This window comes from Pseudomonas furukawaii, from assembly GCF_002355475.1.
Lineage (GTDB): Bacteria > Pseudomonadota > Gammaproteobacteria > Pseudomonadales > Pseudomonadaceae > Metapseudomonas > Metapseudomonas furukawaii.
This window is the reverse complement of sequence record NZ_AP014862.1, coordinates 712,737-731,197: the sequence shown is the minus strand read 5'-3', so window position 1 is coordinate 731,197 and position 18,461 is coordinate 712,737. Positions and strand designations below refer to the sequence as shown.

The 18,461-nt window shown below is 68.7% G+C and carries 19 protein-coding genes; 12 read left to right on the top strand and 7 right to left on the bottom strand.

Annotated elements, in window-relative coordinates:
• Positions 1-7 precede the first annotated feature (7 nt).
• Genes KF707C_RS03405 through KF707C_RS03380 form a run of 6 tightly spaced genes read right to left on the bottom strand, consistent with a single transcriptional unit; the run spans position 8 to position 4,627 of the window.
• Entirely contained in the window at positions 8-1,069 is a 1,062-nt protein-coding gene (locus tag KF707C_RS03405) for an NADH:ubiquinone reductase (Na(+)-transporting) subunit F (RefSeq protein ID WP_004420473.1), read from the bottom strand.
• A gap of 10 nt (positions 1,070-1,079) precedes the next feature.
• Positions 1,080-1,439 (bottom strand): phenol hydroxylase subunit P4, encoded by a 360-nt coding sequence (locus KF707C_RS03400; protein WP_004420475.1) that lies wholly within the window; start codon positions 1,437-1,439, stop codon positions 1,080-1,082.
• 57 nt (positions 1,440-1,496) lie between these two features.
• Positions 1,497-3,023: an aromatic/alkene/methane monooxygenase hydroxylase/oxygenase subunit alpha gene (locus tag KF707C_RS03395; RefSeq protein ID WP_004420477.1), complete on the bottom strand. Its 1,527-nt coding sequence runs from the start codon at positions 3,021-3,023 to the stop codon at positions 1,497-1,499.
• Positions 3,024-3,057: 34 nt separating this feature from the next.
• Complete coding sequence (locus KF707C_RS03390; protein ID WP_004420480.1) at positions 3,058-3,327, bottom strand: MmoB/DmpM family protein; 270 nt, start codon at positions 3,325-3,327, stop codon at positions 3,058-3,060.
• 9 nt (positions 3,328-3,336) lie between these two features.
• The gene (locus KF707C_RS03385; protein WP_004420483.1) at positions 3,337-4,317 is read right to left on the bottom strand and encodes an aromatic/alkene monooxygenase hydroxylase subunit beta; all 981 of its coding nucleotides are present in this window, start codon (positions 4,315-4,317) and stop codon (positions 3,337-3,339) included.
• 52 nt (positions 4,318-4,369) lie between these two features.
• Positions 4,370-4,627 (bottom strand): phenol hydroxylase subunit, encoded by a 258-nt coding sequence (locus KF707C_RS03380; RefSeq protein ID WP_004420486.1) that lies wholly within the window; start codon positions 4,625-4,627, stop codon positions 4,370-4,372.
• 381 nt (positions 4,628-5,008) lie between these two features.
• Between KF707C_RS03380 and KF707C_RS03375 the strand changes: the two genes are divergently transcribed.
• From KF707C_RS03375 to KF707C_RS03320, 12 genes are all read left to right on the top strand, one after another.
• On the top strand, positions 5,009-6,706 hold the full coding sequence (locus tag KF707C_RS03375) for a sigma-54-dependent Fis family transcriptional regulator (protein WP_004420490.1): 1,698 nt from the start codon (positions 5,009-5,011) through the stop codon (positions 6,704-6,706).
• Positions 6,707-6,801: 95 nt separating this feature from the next.
• Positions 6,802-7,236, top strand: coding sequence for a PQQ-binding-like beta-propeller repeat protein (locus KF707C_RS03370; RefSeq protein ID WP_004420493.1), 435 nt, complete (start codon positions 6,802-6,804; stop codon positions 7,234-7,236).
• Between the two features lie 423 nt (positions 7,237-7,659).
• Entirely contained in the window at positions 7,660-8,418 is a 759-nt protein-coding gene (locus KF707C_RS03365; protein WP_004420494.1) for a sulfite exporter TauE/SafE family protein, read from the top strand.
• A 99-nt stretch (positions 8,419-8,517) separates the two neighbouring features.
• The gene (locus tag KF707C_RS03360) at positions 8,518-8,760 is read left to right on the top strand and encodes an exodeoxyribonuclease VII small subunit (protein WP_004420495.1); all 243 of its coding nucleotides are present in this window, start codon (positions 8,518-8,520) and stop codon (positions 8,758-8,760) included.
• Positions 8,757-9,644, top strand: coding sequence for a (2E,6E)-farnesyl diphosphate synthase (ispA, locus tag KF707C_RS03355; RefSeq protein WP_004420496.1), 888 nt, complete (start codon positions 8,757-8,759; stop codon positions 9,642-9,644). Before KF707C_RS03360 ends, ispA begins: the two co-directional genes overlap by 4 nt.
• 295 nt (positions 9,645-9,939) lie before the next feature.
• Entirely contained in the window at positions 9,940-10,689 is a 750-nt protein-coding gene (locus tag KF707C_RS03350) for an AraC family transcriptional regulator (RefSeq protein ID WP_051050682.1), read from the top strand.
• Between the two features lie 169 nt (positions 10,690-10,858).
• A complete protein-coding gene (locus KF707C_RS03345; RefSeq protein ID WP_004420498.1) occupies positions 10,859-11,929 on the top strand; it encodes an ABC transporter ATP-binding protein in 1,071 nt (356 codons plus the stop codon).
• Positions 11,926-13,563: an ABC transporter permease gene (locus tag KF707C_RS03340; protein WP_004420499.1), complete on the top strand. Its 1,638-nt coding sequence runs from the start codon at positions 11,926-11,928 to the stop codon at positions 13,561-13,563. Before KF707C_RS03345 ends, KF707C_RS03340 begins: the two co-directional genes overlap by 4 nt.
• 23 nt (positions 13,564-13,586) lie before the next feature.
• Positions 13,587-14,579, top strand: coding sequence for an extracellular solute-binding protein (locus tag KF707C_RS03335; RefSeq protein ID WP_004420500.1), 993 nt, complete (start codon positions 13,587-13,589; stop codon positions 14,577-14,579).
• A 15-nt stretch (positions 14,580-14,594) separates the two neighbouring features.
• Positions 14,595-15,383 carry an inositol monophosphatase family protein gene (locus KF707C_RS03330; RefSeq protein ID WP_004420501.1) on the top strand — a complete coding sequence of 263 codons (789 nt, stop codon included), beginning with the start codon at positions 14,595-14,597 and terminating at the stop codon, positions 15,381-15,383.
• A gap of 48 nt (positions 15,384-15,431) precedes the next feature.
• Complete coding sequence (locus tag KF707C_RS03325; RefSeq protein WP_004420502.1) at positions 15,432-16,793, top strand: OprD family porin; 1,362 nt, start codon at positions 15,432-15,434, stop codon at positions 16,791-16,793.
• Between the two features lie 128 nt (positions 16,794-16,921).
• A complete protein-coding gene (locus KF707C_RS03320) occupies positions 16,922-17,314 on the top strand; it encodes a cupin domain-containing protein (protein ID WP_004420503.1) in 393 nt (130 codons plus the stop codon).
• A gap of 71 nt (positions 17,315-17,385) precedes the next feature.
• Here the strand turns inward: KF707C_RS03320 and KF707C_RS03315 are convergent, their stop codons facing one another.
• Positions 17,386-18,327 carry a LysR family transcriptional regulator gene (locus KF707C_RS03315; RefSeq protein WP_004420505.1) on the bottom strand — a complete coding sequence of 314 codons (942 nt, stop codon included), beginning with the start codon at positions 18,325-18,327 and terminating at the stop codon, positions 17,386-17,388.
• Positions 18,328-18,461: the final 134 nt, after the last annotated feature.

Here is an 18,461-nt window from a genome sequence, read left to right as displayed (position 1 = left end):
GGTTGGTTCAGATACGTTTGAACAGCGCCGAGCGGGTGCTTTCCCCGGCGCCGTCGGCGGCGGTGAGGAAGCGCTCCATGAAGATGTCGCGCTCGAACAGCCGGCCCTGCATCAGGGCGGTGACCGCGGCGTCGATCATCGGCGGCGGGCCGCAGAGATAGGCCTTGTGGCCGGCGAAGCGGTTGTCGAAATGCTGCTTCGCGGCGTCATGCACGTAGCCCCGGAAGCCGGTCCACTCGCTGTCCTCGGCCGCCTGGCTGAGGGAGGGGACGTAGGTGAAGTTCCCATGGGTCTCGGCCAGGCCCTCGAAGAGCTCGCGGTTGTAGAGCTCGGCGCGGGTGCGAGCCCCCTGGAACAGGGTCATGTGCCGTGTATCCCCCCGCTCCAGCAGGTCGAGGATCATCGACTGCGGGCTGGACAGCCCGGACCCGCCGGCGACGAAGACCAGGTCCCCGGGCTGGGAGGTGCGCACGAAGAACTGCCCGTACGGGCCGGACAGTTCCAGCGCGTCCCCCACCTTGAGCTGGTCGTGGATATGACCGGTGGCGAGGCCGCCTTCCACCCGGCGCACATGCAGCTCCACCTCGTCGGCGCGGCTGGGCGGGTTGGCCAGGGAGAAGGCCCGGGTACCCTCGATGCCGGGAAGTTGCAGGTTGATGTACTGCCCGGCCTGGAACGCCATGGGACGGTCCAGCTTCAGGTGCAGTCCCTTGATGGTGGGCGACAGGTCCACCAGCCGGGTGACGGTGGCGCGGTAGTCCTGCACGGGGTACCCGGCGAAGTCGGGGTCGACGTCGATGTCGGCCTCGATCACCAGGTCGCTCTGGGGGATGGCGCAGCAGGCCAGCACCTTGCCCTCGTCGCGTTCCATGTCCATCAGGGCGAAGGGGGACGCGGCGCCGACATCGGCCTCGCCTTCCAGCACCTGCACCTTGCAGGTGGCGCAGGTGCCGTGGCCGCAGGCGAAGGGCAGCCAGACGCCCTGGCGCAGGGCTGCCTGGAGAATGGTCTGGCCCTCCTCGACGTCGATCTGCTCGCCGGTGGGTTCGATGGTGACCTGGTAGCTCATGGCGCGACCCTCAGTTGAAGCTGCCGGAAAGGCCATCCAGGCCGGGTGTGTCCAGGTGCAGCAGGCTCTTGTGGCCGATGCCGTTGGCGGCGAGCCCGGCACCGGGGTCCGGCTGGAAGGGGGCGTCATCGAGGCGCCAGCGGGCCTGGCTGAAGTCCACCTTGGCCGCGTCCGGGTGCGGCGCGATCACGGGCTTGACCACGGTCTCGACGAAGTCGCCGAAGGCCATGTCCGGCGGCAGCGGCAGGGTGACGGGGGCGCAGAACATCAGGTGGCGCTCCCAGCAGAGGTACACCAGTTGCAGGCCGTTGAAGTTGTCCTGGCGATCCAGGGATTGCGCCTCATAGGCGCCTATGGCGGTCACGGGCATGACACTGTCCTTCTTGTAATGAGGTGGAAGGCGGGCGCGTGGCGCCCACCGCTGGCGTCAGCCGACCCTGGCCGGCTCGGCGGGCCTTTCGCCCTGCCACTCGCGCCAGCGCTGGTGCTCGGGCGAGTCCTGGTAGTCGAAGTTGTCTTCGCCGAAGGCGATGTTGTAGTAGTCCCGCACCACCGCCTCGACATCGCCCCCGCCGCAGTTGCCCTGGAGGATCTGGTGCACCGGCAACCAGGCCTGGACGTACTTCTCCGGCTCGAACTGGAAGATGTCGCAGCAGCCGTCGGAGCAGAAATGGAAGCGCTCGCCGCCGTGCACGACGCTGCGATGACTCAGCGTCGTATCCGCGTCCGGCTCGGTGAAGGCCAGGGGGATCTGACAGATCTGGCAGAGCATGGGCAGCGCGTTGTTGTAAAAGCGCTCGCCGCGCGCCTGCATCTCGCGCCAGTGCTCGTAGCGCGGGCGGTAGATGCGGTCGAAGGTGTCCGGGTACTTGGCCGAGAGCCAGTCCAGCTCCTCGTCCGTGGGCATCCAGGTATGGAAGTTGGTGGCCTGGCTGTACTGGTAGAAGATCGACCAGGCCTGGTGGCTGATGTGCTCCTTGCCGAGGGTGGTCTGCTCCACGTACTTGGGCGGGCGGATGCCGTAGCGCTCCAGGTCCTTGAACAGCGCGCCGCCGGCCTGCTCGAAGTAGACCTCCCAGGCCTCGGCCCAGGACATGACTTTGTTCGGCAGCATGTAGTCCATCATCATCCCCACCAGCGTCAGCAGGCGGTAACCGCGCCAGAACCACTTGTCGATCCAGCGCTGGATGATGGGCACGTTGTCCTCGTGCTGCTCCAGCAGGAACTTGATCACCTCCAGCCCCAGGGTCATGTGCCGGGCCTCGTCGGACTGCGCCGAGAAGCCGAAGGTGACGGTGGCCATGTCGCCGTTGTAGGCCGCGCCGGACATGAAGGGCACGAACAGCAGGTTGGTCAGCACGTATTCGAAGCTGAAGGAAATCGCCGTGAGGAACTCGAAGGGGCCGGCGGTGCGGGCGTCCTCGAAGAAGGACTTGGGCACCGAGAGGAACCACACCCGGTCGTGCATGTGGGCGAAGTCATGCAGGCCGTTGAAGTGCTTGTTGTAGTGGCTCATGGCGTGGATCTGGGTCTGCACGTGGCGCAGCTCGTCGATGGCCTGCATCTGGCAGGCGACCCGCGCCCCGGCGCCACCGAAGTGCCGGCCGACCCGGGCGAAGCCCTGGTAGGCCTGGTACTCCAGCGGGGTCACGCCGCAGAGGAACAGCTTCAGCGCGTTGACGTAGCGCGCGTCGGACAGGTGCGTATGGCCGTTGTTCTGGGCGAAGGCGTCGAAGATCGCGTAGAGCTTCTTCTCCTTCTCGGCCTGGTATTTCCAGTAGGCGTCCATGGTCAGGCGGAAGGGGTCCTCCCACTTGTCCCAGTCGGTGATCTTGATGCCCTCGAAGCGCTCGAAGGGATAGATGTCGTCCTTGCTCTGGTAGCTGGGCTCCCAGGCCAGGTCGCGGGTCAGGCAGCGGTACTTGTCTTTCTGGTTCAGGCGTTTGGCGGCCATGGTGGCTCTCCCGATTCTTGTCGTTGTGCGCGGGTCAGTTCCAGTGCAGGGCGAAGCGGTCTTCGTCCTCGTCGACGTTGCCGCCGAGGGTGATCACGTCGATGAGCATTTCCTGCAGGTCCCACTCGCGGCCGAGCTTTTCCTCCACCGTGGCGCGGTGGATCTCCAGGCGGCCTTCGGCCTGCACGCGGATCATCGCCGGCTGGTGCTGCACCTCGGCGTGGGGGTTGTCCTGGGTGATGGCCTCGACGATGTAGCGGGCGTTGTCGTTGTCCTGGAAGGCGATGTAGACGAGGGAAGTCATGGCGGGTCCTCAGAGGCCGAGTTTCTTCAGGCGGGCGGCGAACTCGCCGGCGACGGTGTCCAGGGCGGCGCGGCCGGGGCCGATCTCGGCCAGGGGCGCCAGGGCTTCCAGGGCACGGGACTGCCAGTGGGCGATCCAGCCGGCGACGAGCTGGCGGTTGTCATCGCTCTCGGCCAGCACCGGTTTCACCAGGGCATCGACCCAGCGCTGGGTCTCGGCGAACCAGAGGCGCATGAACTCGGTGAGCATGCCCACCTGGCCGGTGCCGTCGGCGCAGAGCTGCTCGTCGAACTTCTGGAACAGCAGCGGGTAGAGCAGGCCGTCGCTCACCAGGTTCTGCGCCAGGGTCAGCTCGAACCAGTCGCGTACCACCAGGGTGTCTTCGACGTAGCGGCGCAGCCCCTGCCAGGCCGGGTCCTCCAGCCATTGCCGCTTGGCCTCGGCGAGCAGCTCGGTGTCGCCGTCGTCCAGCATCAGGCCGATGCGCGAGAGGTACTGGGCGATACCGAGGCGGTCCATGGCGTGGAACATGTGCAGCTGGGTGACGCTGGTGCCGAAGCCGTCGGCGGCGATGCCGCTGTTGTTCATGTTGGCGCCCAATTCCGCATGGCGCAGGGGCAGCAGCAGGCGGGCGATGCGCTCGCGGCTGCCGGCATCCAGGCCGGCCAGCAGGTTGCGCTTCTCGCAGAAGGCGTAATCGTGCTCGGCGTTCTCCTGCATCTTGGCGCGGGTCTGCACGTAGGCGCCGTAGTAGAACTGGCGGGGGTCGCTGATGGCGTACCAGTCGGCCATGCGAATGGCGGTGCGGCTCGGGTCGTTGAGCAGCTTGTCCGGCTGCCACAGCGGGCGGTAGTGGAAGTTGGTGGCGGCCTCGATGTCGAAGCTGGCCTCCTGGTAGCGGCTGGCCGGCTTGTCGCCGAAGCGCCGGCGGGTGTGGCTGAACGTCTGGCGGAGGGGCTCCACCGTTGCCGTCTTGATCTCGATGCTCATGCAAGGCGTCCTGTACTTGTTGTTGTGGGAGGGCGACGCGGCGGCCGATGGCTCAGTCGGCCGGACCACGGCTTTCGCCGTAGCGCCATTTCTCCATGTCGGCGTCGATGGCCTCGGCCATCCGCGCGTCCATGTGCCGGACCCGGTTCTGCTCGCAGAAGCGGGTGAAGGCCTCGCGGGGCAACACCAGCTCGACGAAGAGGTCCGGGTAGCCGATGGCGAAGTCGAACTCGACGAAGGTGGCGTCGGGCTCGCTGCGCACACGGACATAGCGCGGCAGCTGATCGAAGCGTTGTGGATTCGGGTTCATGTCAGTGGATCCCAGGTGGGCTCGACAGGGCTTGAGCAACCGCTGTGCCAGGGACCGGCAAGCGCTCAAAAAATCAGCTCAAGCCCTTGTATTCACTGGGATTTTTAAAATGAGAAGCGCCTGGGACAGGGCCTTGGCAAGGCTCGGCCGGGCGCCTTGGTTCGACCAATTGATCAAGGCCCACCCGGACGTTCGAGCAAATGGTGAAACCGGTTTTCCCCATCAGGGAGGCGATTGACTTTTAGTCGTCTTTCAGGCCGCTTAGAAAAGGAACGCGGCCGCCTTGCGTGAGCAGGCCGCTCCGGAGCAGGACCCGAAGTCGCCCGCCTGAGCGATGCCCTCCGGCCTCCCCCACACAAGAACAACCCGGGGTGCGACAGCATGAAAGTGGATTACAAGGCGTCGGAGCACAGCCCGACCCTGAAGGACCTGACCGATCGGGTCCGCTTCCTCGGCAACGAGGGCAAGATCTGGCTGGACGAGCAGCGCATGCTCCTGCTGCAGTCCGCCGCCATGGGCTCCTTCCGTCGCGAGCTGGTGGAGATGCTCGGCGTGGAACGGGCCAAGGGGCTGTTCCTGCGCCTGGGCTACCAGTCCGGCCTTAAGGACGCCGAGCTGGCCCGCAAGCTGCGCCCCGACGCCGACGCGGTGGAGATGTTCCTCACCGGCCCGCAGCTGCACTCGCTCAAGGGGATGGTCAAGGTCGAGCCGCTTGCGATGAACATCGACATCGAGAACGGCCTGTTCTACGCCGACCTCGAATGGCAGAACTCCTACGAGGTGGAGAACTGCCGCGCCGAGGGACTGGCCTCGGACGAGCCGGTGTGCTGGACCCTGCTGGGCTACGCCATCAGCTACTCGTCGTTCTTCCTCGGCCGCCAGGTGCTCTACAAGGAGGTCAGCTGCCGGGGCTGCGGCGGCGACCGCTGCCGCATCATCGGCAAGCCGGTGGAGGAGTGGGAGGACGCCGACGCCTTCCTGCGCTATTTCCAGAGCGACCCCATCATCGACGAGCTCCAGGCCCTGCAGGTGCAGGTGGCCGACCTGCGCCAGCGTCTGGAACAGGACGCCGGCCAGTTCTACGGCATCGGCAAGGCGCCGCTCTACCGCAAGGCCTGCACCCTGATCGACAAGGTAGCGCCGGGCAAGGCCTCGGTGCTCCTGCTGGGGGAAACCGGGGTGGGCAAGGAGGTCATGGCCCGCAGCCTGCACCTGCGCAGCGAGCGCGCCGGCGGCCCGTTCGTGGCGCTGAATTGCGCCGCCATCCCGCCGGACCTGATCGAGGCCGAGCTGTTCGGCGTCGAGCGAGGTGCCTACACCGGCGCCCAGCAGTCGCGCATGGGCCGCTTCGAGCGGGCCCACGGCGGCACCCTGTTCCTCGACGAGGTGGTGGAACTGACGCCCCGCGCCCAGGCCAGCCTGCTGCGGGTGCTGCAGGAGGAAGAGCTGGAGCGGGTGGGCGACAGCCAGACCCGCAAGGTGGACGTGCGGGTGGTGGCCGCCACCCACGAGGATCTGGCCCGGGCGGTGAAGGACGGCCGCTTCCGCGCCGACCTCTACTACCGGCTGAACGTCTACCCGGTGTTCATCCCTTCCCTGCGCGAACGCAAGGAAGACATCCCGCTGCTGGCGGATCACTTCCTGGCGCGCCTCCACACGGCCTACGGCAAGACCACCCTGGGCCTGTCCGACCGCGCGCTGGAGGCCTGCATGCGCTACGACTGGCCGGGCAACATCCGTGAGCTGGAAAACCTCATCGAGCGCGGCGTGATCATCACCGACGCCAACCAGAGCATCAGCGCCGACGCCCTCTTCCCGCACCACTCCGACGAAGCCGGCAGCATCGGGCTGACCAGCGACGGCGCCCTGGTGGACACCCGCGCCAGCGTCGAGCCGGACTGGGTGGAGCACCTGATCGACAGCGGCCTCAGCCTGGACGCGGTGGAGGAAGCGCTGATGCAGGGTGCCCTGAAACGCGCGCAGCAGAATGTGTCCGAAGCGGCACGCCTGCTGGGCATGACCCGCCCCGCCCTCGCCTACCGGCTGAAGAAGCGCCCGGGAGAGGACGGCCAGCGCTGAGGCGAAGGGCCGGGCATCGTCATGGCAAAGCCCGATCCATCCACTAGAGTTCCAGCAGCACTGTCGTGTTCATGATTGCGCCCAAGGAGGGCTACATGCGTCTGACCTGCGCCCTGGTTTCACTGTTCCTGCTCGCTGGCTGTTCGTCCTATCGCGGCGACGCCGAATTCATCAAACCGGTTCCCGCGGACCGCCTGCTGGCCTTCCAGGAGCCGGTGCCGGGCGGCGGCCGTATCGTGGTGAACCGCGACATGGGGGGACTGGGCAGCGGCTGCTACATCGCCGTGCATGTGGATCGCCAACTGGCGGCGCGCATCGGCACCGGCGAGGTGGCCAGCTTCGAAGTACCGGCCGGGGACCGCATCGTCGGCATCGGCATCGACGAGCAGGACGACACCCTCTGCTCCATGGGGCGCCTGCGCCGTGAAAAAGCCGCCCATGTGGACAGCGGCCAGAGCGAGCACTTCCGCATCATCAGCGACAACCGCGAAGGCTTCGCGCTGCGGGAGGACGCCCCCACGGCGAAATGAGCCGTGTGCGTTGGTTCCCGGGGGGTGCGGCTTGTCGGCGAATCCCTTGGAACGCTTCGCGAGCGGGCTCGCGCCTGCGGGGACCCCGAGGGGCATCCCGCCTGTTGTCCCGCCCGGGAATGAAAGAGGCCGGAAGCGGGGCAAGTGAACCCGGTTCCGGCCTGAGATCGAACGTGACGCCTTTCCCTGATCGGCCCGCTGCCCAGACTGCCCGGCACGGCCATGGAGTCGGCTTCCCTGCGCCTTACTGCCCCCGCCCCATACGGTTGTTGAAAGCATAATGCGCGGGGCGGATCGCGCGGTCCCGTTGATTCACCGATTCGGCTCACTGGTCGGCGGAGGGCGACAAGCCTCGCCGTTGAGCGCCGCTTTGCCACCGTTCACCCCCGAGGGTTACGCTGCCGACTTTTTGCGGGTACCGCCATGAGCCTTCACGACGTCATCCTCCTCCTGCTCGCCGGCTTCGCCGCCGGCGGCATGAACGCACTGGCCGGCGGCGGCACCTTCTTTTCCTTTCCGGCCCTGCTGGCCACCGGCCTGCCGCCGGTGACCGCCAACGCCACCAATGCCGTGGCGCTCTGGCCGGCGAGCCTCGCCGCCAGCTGGGCGGCGCGGGAGCAGTTGCGCTCCCTGGGGCGCTATGTGCTGCCGCTGGTGGCGCTGTCAGTGCTGGGTGGCGTGGGCGGTGGCCTGTTGCTGCTGGCCGGGGGCGACGAAACCTTCCGCAAGCTGATTCCCTGGCTGCTGCTGGCCGCCACCCTGCTGTTCGCCGCCAGTCCCTGGCTGAGCCGCCTGGTCAACCGCCAGCGCACCGCCGGGGAGCTGCCTCCCCACGGCCCGGGGAGCGGCCTCGCCCACGCACTGGTGGCGGTGTACGGCGGCTACTTCGGCGCCGGCATGGGCATCCTGCAGCTGGCGGCCTTCTCCATCGAGGGGCATCCGCTGCTGCGAGCCAACGCCCTGAAGAACCTGCTGTCCAGCGTCATCTACAGCGTCGCGGTGGTGACCTTCGTCATCGCCGGCCGAGTCAGCTGGGCGGAGCTGGCGGTGCTGCTGGGTGCGGCCAGTTGCGGCGGCTACGCCGGCGGCGCCCTGGCGCGCCGGCTCCCCACACAGTGGCTGCGCGGCCTGGTGATCGCGGTGGGCGCGGGGATGACGGTCTACTACTTCGTCACGGCCTAGGATGCGCCAGGTCACGCACCGCCATCCGCCCCCTTCATTTGCCCGCAAAGGCCCGCTCTGCTAGTGTCGCGCCCGATTCGACCTCCGCGAGACAGCAGCATGGCCCGCAAGAAAGCCACCCCCGATTTCGAACAGTCCCTAGCCGAACTGCAGACCCTGGTGGAGCGGCTGGAAAGCGGCGAGCTGTCGCTGGAAGACTCCCTCGGCGCCTTCGAGCAAGGCATCCGCCTGACGCGCGAGTGCCAGGCCGCACTGAACCAGGCCGAGCAGAAGGTACAGATCCTCCTGGAACGTGACGGCCAACTGGAAGAAGCGCCCTTCGACGCGGACGACCAGGCATGATCGCCGGCTACCAGGCCCGCTGCCAGCAGCGCGTGGACGCCGCGCTGGCGGCGCTCTTCGAGCCCCCCCTCGCTCCCCTGGAGCGCCTCTACCAGGCCATGCGCTACAGCGTGGTGAACGGTGGCAAGCGCGTGCGCCCGCTGCTCGTCTACGCCGCCTGCGAGGCCCTGGGCGGCGACCCGGCCCGGGCCGATGGTGCCGCCTGCGCCGTGGAGCTGATCCACGCCTACTCCCTGGTCCACGACGACCTGCCGGCCATGGACGACGACGACCTGCGCCGGGGCCAGCCCACCACCCACATCGCCTTCGACGAAGCCTGCGCCATCCTCGCCGGCGACGGCCTGCAGGCCCTCGCCTTCGAGGTCCTGGCCGACGCCGAGCGCAATCCCCAGGACGCCGAGACGCGCCTGGCCATGGTCGCCAGCCTCGGTCACGCCGCCGGCCCCGCCGGCATGGTGGGCGGCCAGGCCATCGACCTGGGCTCGGTCGGCCTCAAGCTGGACCAGGCCGCCCTGGAAACCATGCACCGGCACAAGACCGGCGCCCTGATCGAAGCCAGCGTGCGCCTCGGCGCCCTCGCCAGCGGCCAGGCCACCCCGGCGGCCCTGGCGGCGCTACGCATCTACGCCCGCGCCGTCGGCCTGGCCTTCCAGGTACAGGACGACATCCTCGACGTGGAAAGCGACACCGCCACCCTGGGCAAGACCCAGGGCAAGGACCAGGCCCACGACAAGCCCACCTACCCGGCCCTGCTCGGCATGGACAGGGCCAAGGCCTACGCCCTCGAACTGCGCGACCAGGCCCTGGCCGCCGTCGCCGGCCTGGGCGACTCCGCCGAGCCGCTGCGCGCGCTGGCCCGCTACATCGTCGAACGCCGCAGCTGATCGCACCGGTCCGCGTCCCGCCGGGAGCGGCCGGTTCCCCCTCCCCTTTCCGTCCACCCCATTCGGGGTGACGACGCCTCGACGCCCCTGCCCTTCAGGCTCGCAGAAAATGCCCAGGGTTCCTGACGCCGAATCCGAGGCGTGAATACGCATTTACGCCGCCACTTCGGGGCACCGAGACGCCTCGCCTGCGCTAGGTTCTTCGACACCCACGCCCGATGCACCTGTCGAAGACCACGAGGCGACCGGATGGCCAGCAGGGCCCTTGCGCAACCTGCTCGCCGGCGTCGTGAGAATGATGCAGATCGAACACCTTCCCCTGGCCCCCGACCTCCCCGGCCTGCTCACCTGCCTCGAACAGGTGGCGCCCCTGCTGGATGCGATGCCGGGCGTGGTGTTCTTCGTCAAGGACCTGGAGGCGCGCTACGTCCTGGTCAACCAGACCCTGGCCCGTCGCTGCGGGGTGAACGACAAGGCGTCCCTGCTGGGGCGGACCGCCGAGGACGTCTTCCCCAGCCGCTTCGGCTCCCGCTACACCGAACAGGATCGCCAGGTGCTGGACGGCGGCGAGCCCCTGAGCGACCAGCTCGAACTGCACCTCTACCCGGGGCGCCAGCCCGGCTGGTGCCTGACCCACAAGCTGGCGCTGCGTGACCTGGGGCGGCGGGTGATCGGCATGGCGGGCATCTCCTACGACCTGCAGGCCCCGCAGTCCAGCCATCCCGCCTACCAGCGCCTGGCTGCGGTGGACGCCTACATCCGCGAGCACTTCGCCGACCCCATCAGCCTGGATGACCTGACCGCCATCGCGGAGCTTTCCGTGGCCCAGCTGGGTCGGTTGTGCAAGCGCATCTTCCAGCTCACCCCACGGCAGATGATCCACAAGGCCCGACTGGGCGCCGCCACCCAGTTGCTGGCCGGCGACCTGCCCATCACCGAGATCGCCCACCAGTGCGGCTACAGCGACCACAGCGCCTTCAGCCGGCAGTTCAGGACACACACCGGGCTCTCCCCCAGCCAGTACCGGGACAGCTTTCACCGCTGAAACGCCCGGCTCGCTGGCGGGCCTGCGATGGCCACGGCTGTGCCGAATTCGTCATCCCACGGCGATGAATCGTTCAAGCCACCCGCCACCGGCACGTCCAGAGTGGGGCGGCGAAAGGGGGCGAGCCACCTCGCACCCACGGACGAACGGGAATCACCGGAGGCGCTCAATGTCATCCATCAGCATCCGCCAACTGGAGGTGAGCTACGGCAGCGGGGTCAAGGTGATCGATGGCCTCGACCTGGAAATCCCCGAGGGCAGCTTCTTCACCCTGTTGGGCCCCAGCGGTTGCGGCAAGACCACCTTGCTGCGGGTGATCGCCGGTTTCATTCACCCCACGCGCGGCAGCCTGAGTCTCGGCGCGGTCGACATGACCCGGATGCCGCCCCATCGGCGCGGCATCGGCATGGTCTTCCAGGACTACGCCCTGTTTCCCGACAAGACGGTGTTCGACAACGTCGCCTACGGCCTGAGGGCGCGGAAGCTGGACGCGGCCCGCATCCGCCAGAAGGTCGGCGAGTACCTGGAGCGGGTGGGCATGGATGGCTTCGCGGACCGCCACCCCGCCGCCCTCTCGGGCGGCCAGCGCCAGCGCGTCGCCCTCGCCCGCGCACTGGCCATCGAGCCCGAGGTGCTGCTGATGGACGAGCCGCTGTCGAACCTCGACGCCCGGCTGCGGTTGCAGATCCGCACCGCCATCGCCGAGTTGCAACGGGAAATCGGCATCACCACCGTCTTCGTCACCCACGACCAGGAAGAAGCGCTGGCCCTGTCCGACCAGATCGCCCTGATGCGGCAGGGGCGCATCGAGCAGCTGGGCAGCCCGCAGGCCATCTACCAGTCGCCCTCCAGCACCTATGTGGCGGACTTCGTCGGCTCCGCCAACCTGCTCGCCGCCAGGGTGTTGGAGCAGACCGACGCCGACAGCGTCGCCATCCTGGTGGCCGGCCAGTCCCTGCTGGCCCGCACCGACGGCCCCCTGGAGCAGCCCAGCGTGCACCTGGTGGCGAGGCCGGAAAGCATCCGCCTGCGCGCCGCCGGGCAGGCGAACGGTAACAGCCTGGACGGCTGGATCCACCGCAAGCAGTACCTGGGCAACCGCACCAGCTACAGCATCCGGCTGACGGACACACAGCGGGTTTCAGTGGACCGCTTCGGCCCCGACGACGGCGGCTTCCTCGAAGGCCAGCCGGTCAGCCTGGAATTCGATCCCCAGCACGTCCGGGTGGTCTCGCGATGAACAGCCGACTCCCCTCCATCTGGCATCTCCTCGCCCTCTGCGCCCTGGCCCTGCTGCTGACCTTCCTCCTCTGGCCCCTGGCGAACCTGCTCTTCTCCAGCGTCTTCGGCGCCGGCGCCGAGGGCACCGGCTGGAGCCAGCTGCGGGACGACCCGAGCTACCTCCGCGCCCTGGGCAACACCCTGCTGCTGGGCTGCCTGGTCACGGCCTGCGCCGGCGTGCTGGGGGTGTCCCTGGCCTATGTCACGGCGCGCTTCGACTTCCCCGGCAAGGCCCTGGTGGCGGTGCTGCCGGTCTGCACCCTGGTGGTGCCGGAGGTGATCGTCAGCCAGACCTGGCTGATGATCCTCGGCAACAACGGCCTGCTCACCCGCATCCTCGACGAACACCTGGGCCTCGCCTTGCCGAGCTTCTACGGCTGGCCCGGACTGGTGCTGGTGATGAGCCTGGTCTACTACACCTACATCTACCTGGGCACCCTCGCCGCCATCCGGGGTTTCGATGCCCAGCTGGAGGAAGCGGCCCAGAGCCTGGGCACGCCTCCGGCGCGGGCGCGGCTGCAGGTGATGCTGCCGGTGGTGATGCCCGCCGTGCTGGCCTCCGGGCTCCTGGTGTTCACCCTGGCGGTGGGCAACTTCGCCATCGCCACCCTGCTGGGCGGCAAGGTGCAGTTGCTGTCGGTGCTGACCTACCTCAGCTTCATTTCCGAGATGGGCACCAACGCGTCGCTGCAGAGCGCCCTCGCCACCCTGTCCATCGCCATCGTCGCCGGTGTGCTCTTTCTCCAGCGCTGGCTGGTGTCGCGCAAGCGCTACGAGATCGTCCAGGGACGCAGCGCGCCGGCGCGGCGCCTGCGAGGCATACGCGGGCTGCTGCTGGGCGGTGGCACCGTCCTCTTCATCCTGCTGTCGTCGCTGCCGCTGCTGATGGTGCTGGTGAGCGCCTTCACCCAGTCCCGAGGGCCGGTGATGCAGTGGGGCGTCTTCTCGCTGGACAACCTCGGCCGGGTTCTGCTGCGCAATCCGGAGCCCATCCTCAACACCCTCGCCTACGGCGCGCTGGCCACCCTGATCGGCATCCTCCTCAGCGTCGTCATCAGTTACCTGGTGATCAAGAAGAAGAACCTGCTCACCCCGGCCATCGATTACCTCGCCATGCTGCCGCTGGCGATGTCCGGCACGGTGCTGGGGATCGGCCTGGTGATGACCTTCAACACCGGGCCCCTGGCCCTCAGCGGCACGGCGGCGATCCTGGTGGTGGCCTTCGTCATCCGGCGCTTTCCCTTTGGCGTGCGCAGCGCCTCCGCCACCCTCTACAACATTCCCGACTCCCTGGAAGAGGCCTCCATCAGCCTCGGCGTCCCGCCGCTGCGCTCCTTCCTGAAGGTGGTGCTGCCGCTGATGGCACCCGCCGTCGCGGCGGCGGCGGTGCTCACCTGGACCACCATAGTCGCCGAGCTCAGTGCCTCGCTGGTGGTGTACTCGGCCGGCCGGGAGACCATCACCATCCAGGTCTTCCGCCTGATCGAGACCGGGCTCCAGGGCCAGGCCGCCGCCTACGGCCTGATCCTGGTGCTGCTCACCCTGACTCCGGTGGTCATCGCCACCCGGGTGTTCCACATCAAGATCTTCTAGCCCACGAACGGAGGGACGACGCCATGACATTTCCCTGGAACAACCCGCTGCCGGCCCTGCTGGCGGCCATCGCCCTGGCCCTGATGCAGCCCGCCGCCGCCAGCGGCAAGGCGGTGCTCTACACCACCAACAACGACTCGGCGGTGCAGGCCCTGCTGGACAGCGGGACGCGGCTGGCGCCGGACCTGAAGATCGGCGTGGTCAACGGCTCCAGCGCGGCGCTGCTCAAGCGCATCGAGGCCGAAAGCCGGGCGGCCCGCGCCGATGTGTTCTGGAGTTCCCAACCCAATACGCTGGGGGCCTTCACCTCGCTCTACCAGCCCTACCGCTCGCCCCAGGCCGCCGCCATCGCGCCCGCGCACCATCACCCGGACCAGCTCTGGAGCACGGCCAATATCCAGGTGGTGGTGATGATGGTGAACCGCAAGCAGCTCGGCGACCTCGCCGAACCCAGCCACTGGCGCGACCTGCTGGCCCCGGCCTGGAAGGGACGGATCATCGTCGGCGACCCGGCCACCACCTCCACCGCCTACACCGTGCTCTGGGGCCTGCGGCAGCTGCTCGGCGCGGAGGACTTCCAGCGCCTGGCGGCGAACCTGGTGGTCTCGCGCAACTCCAGCGCCGTCCTCAACCAGGTGGCCCAGGGCGAGTACGCCGTCGGCCTCACCTTCGAAGGCAACGCCTACGCCTACGTGGCGGGGGGCCAGGAGGAGATCCGCCTCGTCTATCCACAGGAGGGCACCTTCGTCACCGAGGAAGCCCTGGTGCTGGTGAAGAACGGCCCGAACCCGGAGGGCGGTCGCCGCCTCTACGACCTGCTGCTGAGCCGCGACACCCAGGTGGCGCTGCTGGAGCGGGCCTACCGCCGGCCGAGCCGGGGCGATATCCAGGTCGGCGCCCATGTCGGCCTGCCGGAGCTCGACGACATCAAGGTCTTCGCCGTCGACGACCTGGCCGCGGTCGCAGGCCGCGATGACTTCCTCCTGGCCTGGAAGGCCCTCGACAAGGCCCGCTGAGCCAAGGAGCGCGAGATGACAACCGCACGGCACCAAGCCCTGGCCGAGCACCTGGCCGACCTCAGCCGCACCCTGTTGCGGGCGCACTGGCACTCGGCGATGCCCGGTGGCCAGCCTTTCGACGACAAGGCGGACGCCAGCCCGGTCACCGAACTGGACCGACGCATCGAGCTGGAACTGCGGGAGACCCTGGTCCGCGAGACACCGGCCTTCGGCGTGGTGGGCGAGGAGTTCCCGGCCCATGAGGCGGACGCCGAGTACGTCTGGGTCCTGGACCCCATCGACGGCACCAAGGCCTTCATCGCCGGCCTTCCCGTCTTCGGCACCCTGATCGCCCTGTGCCGGGACGGCCGACCGATCCTCGGGGTGGTGGACCTGCCCATCAGCGGCCTGCGCTGGGTCGGGGTCGAGGGCGAGGCCACCCGCCTCAACGGCCACCCGGTGACGACCCGCCCCTGCGCCGAACTGGCCCAGGCACTGCTCGCCAGCAGCAACCCGGAAAGCCCTCCCGACCACCACCTGGACGCCTTGGCCCGCCTGCGAAGGGCCACTCGCTGGCGCCTCTACGGCGGCGCCTGCAGTGCCTACGCCAACCTGGCCTGCGGCCGCCTGGACCTGGTGGTGGACAGTGGGGGCATGACCCCGGTGGATTACTGCGCCCTGGTTCCCGTCATCGAGGGGGCTGGCGGCGTGATCAGCGACTGGCACGGCGCGCCCCTCGGCCTGCACTCCGGCGACACCGTGGTGGCCGCCGGCGACCCCGCGCTGCACCGCAGGACCCTGGAGCTCCTGCACCGCGCTTGAACCCCTGACAGGCCCCGGAGCGGGCCCGACATCCCCAGGAGGGACACCATGCACCCGATCCCCCGCAGCATCCTGCTCGCCCTGGCCATGGGCAGCGGTCCGGCCCTGGCCGCCGGCTTCCTCGACGACAGCCAGGCCAACCTCGCCCTGCGCAACTTCTACTTCAACCAGGACAACCGCGAAGGCCGTTCCGGCGAGACCGAGGAATGGGGCCAGGGCCTGCGCCTGGACTACCAGTCCGGTTTCACCCAGGGCACCTTCGGCTTCGGCCTGGACGCCATCGGCCTGCTGGGGCTGCGCCTGGACTCCGGCGGCCGCGCTGGCAAACCCGGACAGTCGCGCACGCCCAGCGCCCTCTTTCCCCTGGAGCACGACGGCAGCCCGAGGGACGAGTACAGCAGCCTGGGGCTCACCGCCAAGGTGCGCTACGCCGCCAGCGAAGCCCGCTTCGGCACCCTGATCCCGCGCCTTCCGGTGATCAAGGCCAACGACGGACGCCTGCTGCCCCAGACCTTCGAAGGCGCCCAGCTGACGGTGCGGGAAGTCGAGGACCTGACCCTGCTGGCCGGCCGCCTGCGCAAGGCCAAGGGACGCTCCCAGAGCCACCGCGACGACCTGTCCATCAACGGCGCCAACAGTCCGCGCAAGGCGGGCGACGCCGTCAGCGCCGCGCCGGCCCGGCACAGCGACGCCTTCGACTTCTTCGGGCTGGACTACCAGCTCACCCGGCAACTGCAGGCCCAGTACTACCTGGGTCAGCTGGAGGACTTCTATCGCCAGCACTTCCTGGGGCTCAACCATGCCCAGGGCCTGCCCCTGGGCACGCTCAAGACCGACCTGCGCTATTTCCACACCCGCGCCCTCGGCAAGAACGCCAGCCGCAGCGGTCGTGCCGAGGGCTACACCGCGGCCGGCTACTACGGCGACGGCAACGACGACAGCGGGCGACATCGGGGCGAGGTGGACAACCGCACCTGGAGCGCGCTCTTCACCTGGTCCCACGGTCCCCATGCCCTCAGCGGCGGGTACCAGCGACTCAGCGGCAGGAGCAATTTCATCCAGCCCAACCAGGGCAATGGCGGTGATCTCTACCTGATCACCGACCGGCAGCTGAACAGCTTCGCCCGGGCCGGCGAGCGCACCTGGCTGACCCAGTACAGCCTGGACTTCGCCCCCTGGGGCCTGCCCGGCCTCAGCAGCAGCGTCGCCTACCTGAAGGGCAGCGAGATCCGTTCGGAGCGGGGTCGGCTGAAGGAGTGGGAGCGCGACTTCACCCTCGCCTACGTGCTGCAGTCCGGCCCCGCGAAGGGATTGGGCATCACCTGGCGCAATGCCTCCCTGCGCAGCCAGGCCAGCACCGACGCAGACCAGAACCGCCTGTTCCTCACCTACAGCCTGCCGTTGCTATAGGCAGCGTCCCGGCCCCTCCTCCGACCCGGCGAGGGGCCGCATCGCCCAGTTCCGACCCTCTCCCCAGCCCCGTCCCACAGCCGTCCACTGATAACGTCCCCGGTCACCCAGCACGACAGGAGGCTCCCATGAAGGCGATCGACATCCACGCGGCCCTGGACAGCATCACCGCCGGCAGGGCCATGCCCGAAGCACGCCACGCGGTGGCCTTTTCCCAGCTCACCCAGTTCCAGCCCGGCCCGAGCGCCATCCATGTCGGCCGCTTCTCCGGCGAGATGCCCTGGGAGCGGCACCCCGATGGCGACAAGCTGCTGCAGGTACTGGAAGGCCGTGTCGAGGTCACCCTGCTGCCGGACATCGGCCTGCTGCGGGAAACCGTGCTCGCTGGCTCGCTGCTGGTGATTCCACGCGGCCTGTGGCATCGCCTGGAGGGCGTCGAGGCCGCGGTACTGGCGGTGGTGCCGCTGCGCACCGAAGTGTCCAGGGGCGAGAAGCCGGCGGCGCTGAACCGCTCGGCCTGAGCATCCGGGCCGTCACCCAGCCTCGGGCGACCGGCTTCCCACGCCCTCGCCATCCGCCTGCCGCGCCGCTGTTACGCGAGTGTCCCCCGGTCGCCAAGGTCCTCGCCGAAGTGCGCCAGCAGGCGCTCCCGGAGCCAGCGGTTGCCGGGCTCGTTGGCCGCCTGTTCGTGCCAGTAGAGGTTCAGGGTCACCGGCGGCAACGCCAGCGGCATCGGCAGCACGCGCAAGCCGTGGATCCGCGCCAGCAGGGGCGTGTAAGGCGCGGCGATGGTCAGCAGCCAGTCGGTCTGCGCCACCACCTGGGCGGCGCTGAGGTAGTGCTGGCAGCGCTGCACCACGTTACGGTTCAGGCCCTGGCTGTCGAGGGCCAGATCCTCCACCGAGATGCCACGGCGACGGGACGTCACCGCGATATGCCGGGCCGACAGGTAGCGCCGGGCGTCCAGCTCGCCGGTGAACGCGGGGCCCGCCAGCACCAGCAGGGGCTCGCGCAACAGCTGGCACTGGTGCAGCTCGGCATCGGCCGGCCGCGCCACTTCCATCGCCAGGTCCACCTGGCCGGCGGCCATCTCCAGCTTGAGCGCCGCCCAGCGCACGCTGGTGCTGCGGATGCTCACCTGCCCCCCCAGGTCACGGAGGTCGGCCAGGATGCGCGGCAGCAGCAAGGGTTCCAGTTGCTCCGGCATGTTGAGGACGAAGCTGCGCGCATCCCGCTCCGGATCGAAGTCCTGCAGGCGCTCGACGCCCGCCTGCAGCATGCCGAGGGCGGCGCTGACCACCGGCACCAGGCGCAGGGCCACCGGCGTCGGCGCGACGCCCCGGCCGTCACGGACGAACAAGGGATCGCCCAGATGTTCCCGGAGGCGCGCCAGGGCATGGCTGATGGCCGATTGACTGAGGTGCAGCACCGCCGCCGCGCGGGTCAGGTTGCCCTCGCGCTGGATGGCGTCGAACACCCGGAACAGGTTGAGATCAATGCGACCGAGATTCGGCCATTCATGCTGTTTATTCATGGTTGTGCAGACCTCTGGAATGACCGCCGCCACCTGATGCCGGTGCCGCGCCCCTGGCGTTAACGCTAGCGCCCCTCCGACAGACATGCAGCAGATTCATGGTTGTGAATGAAAAAGCATCAGTTCCCCAGGGG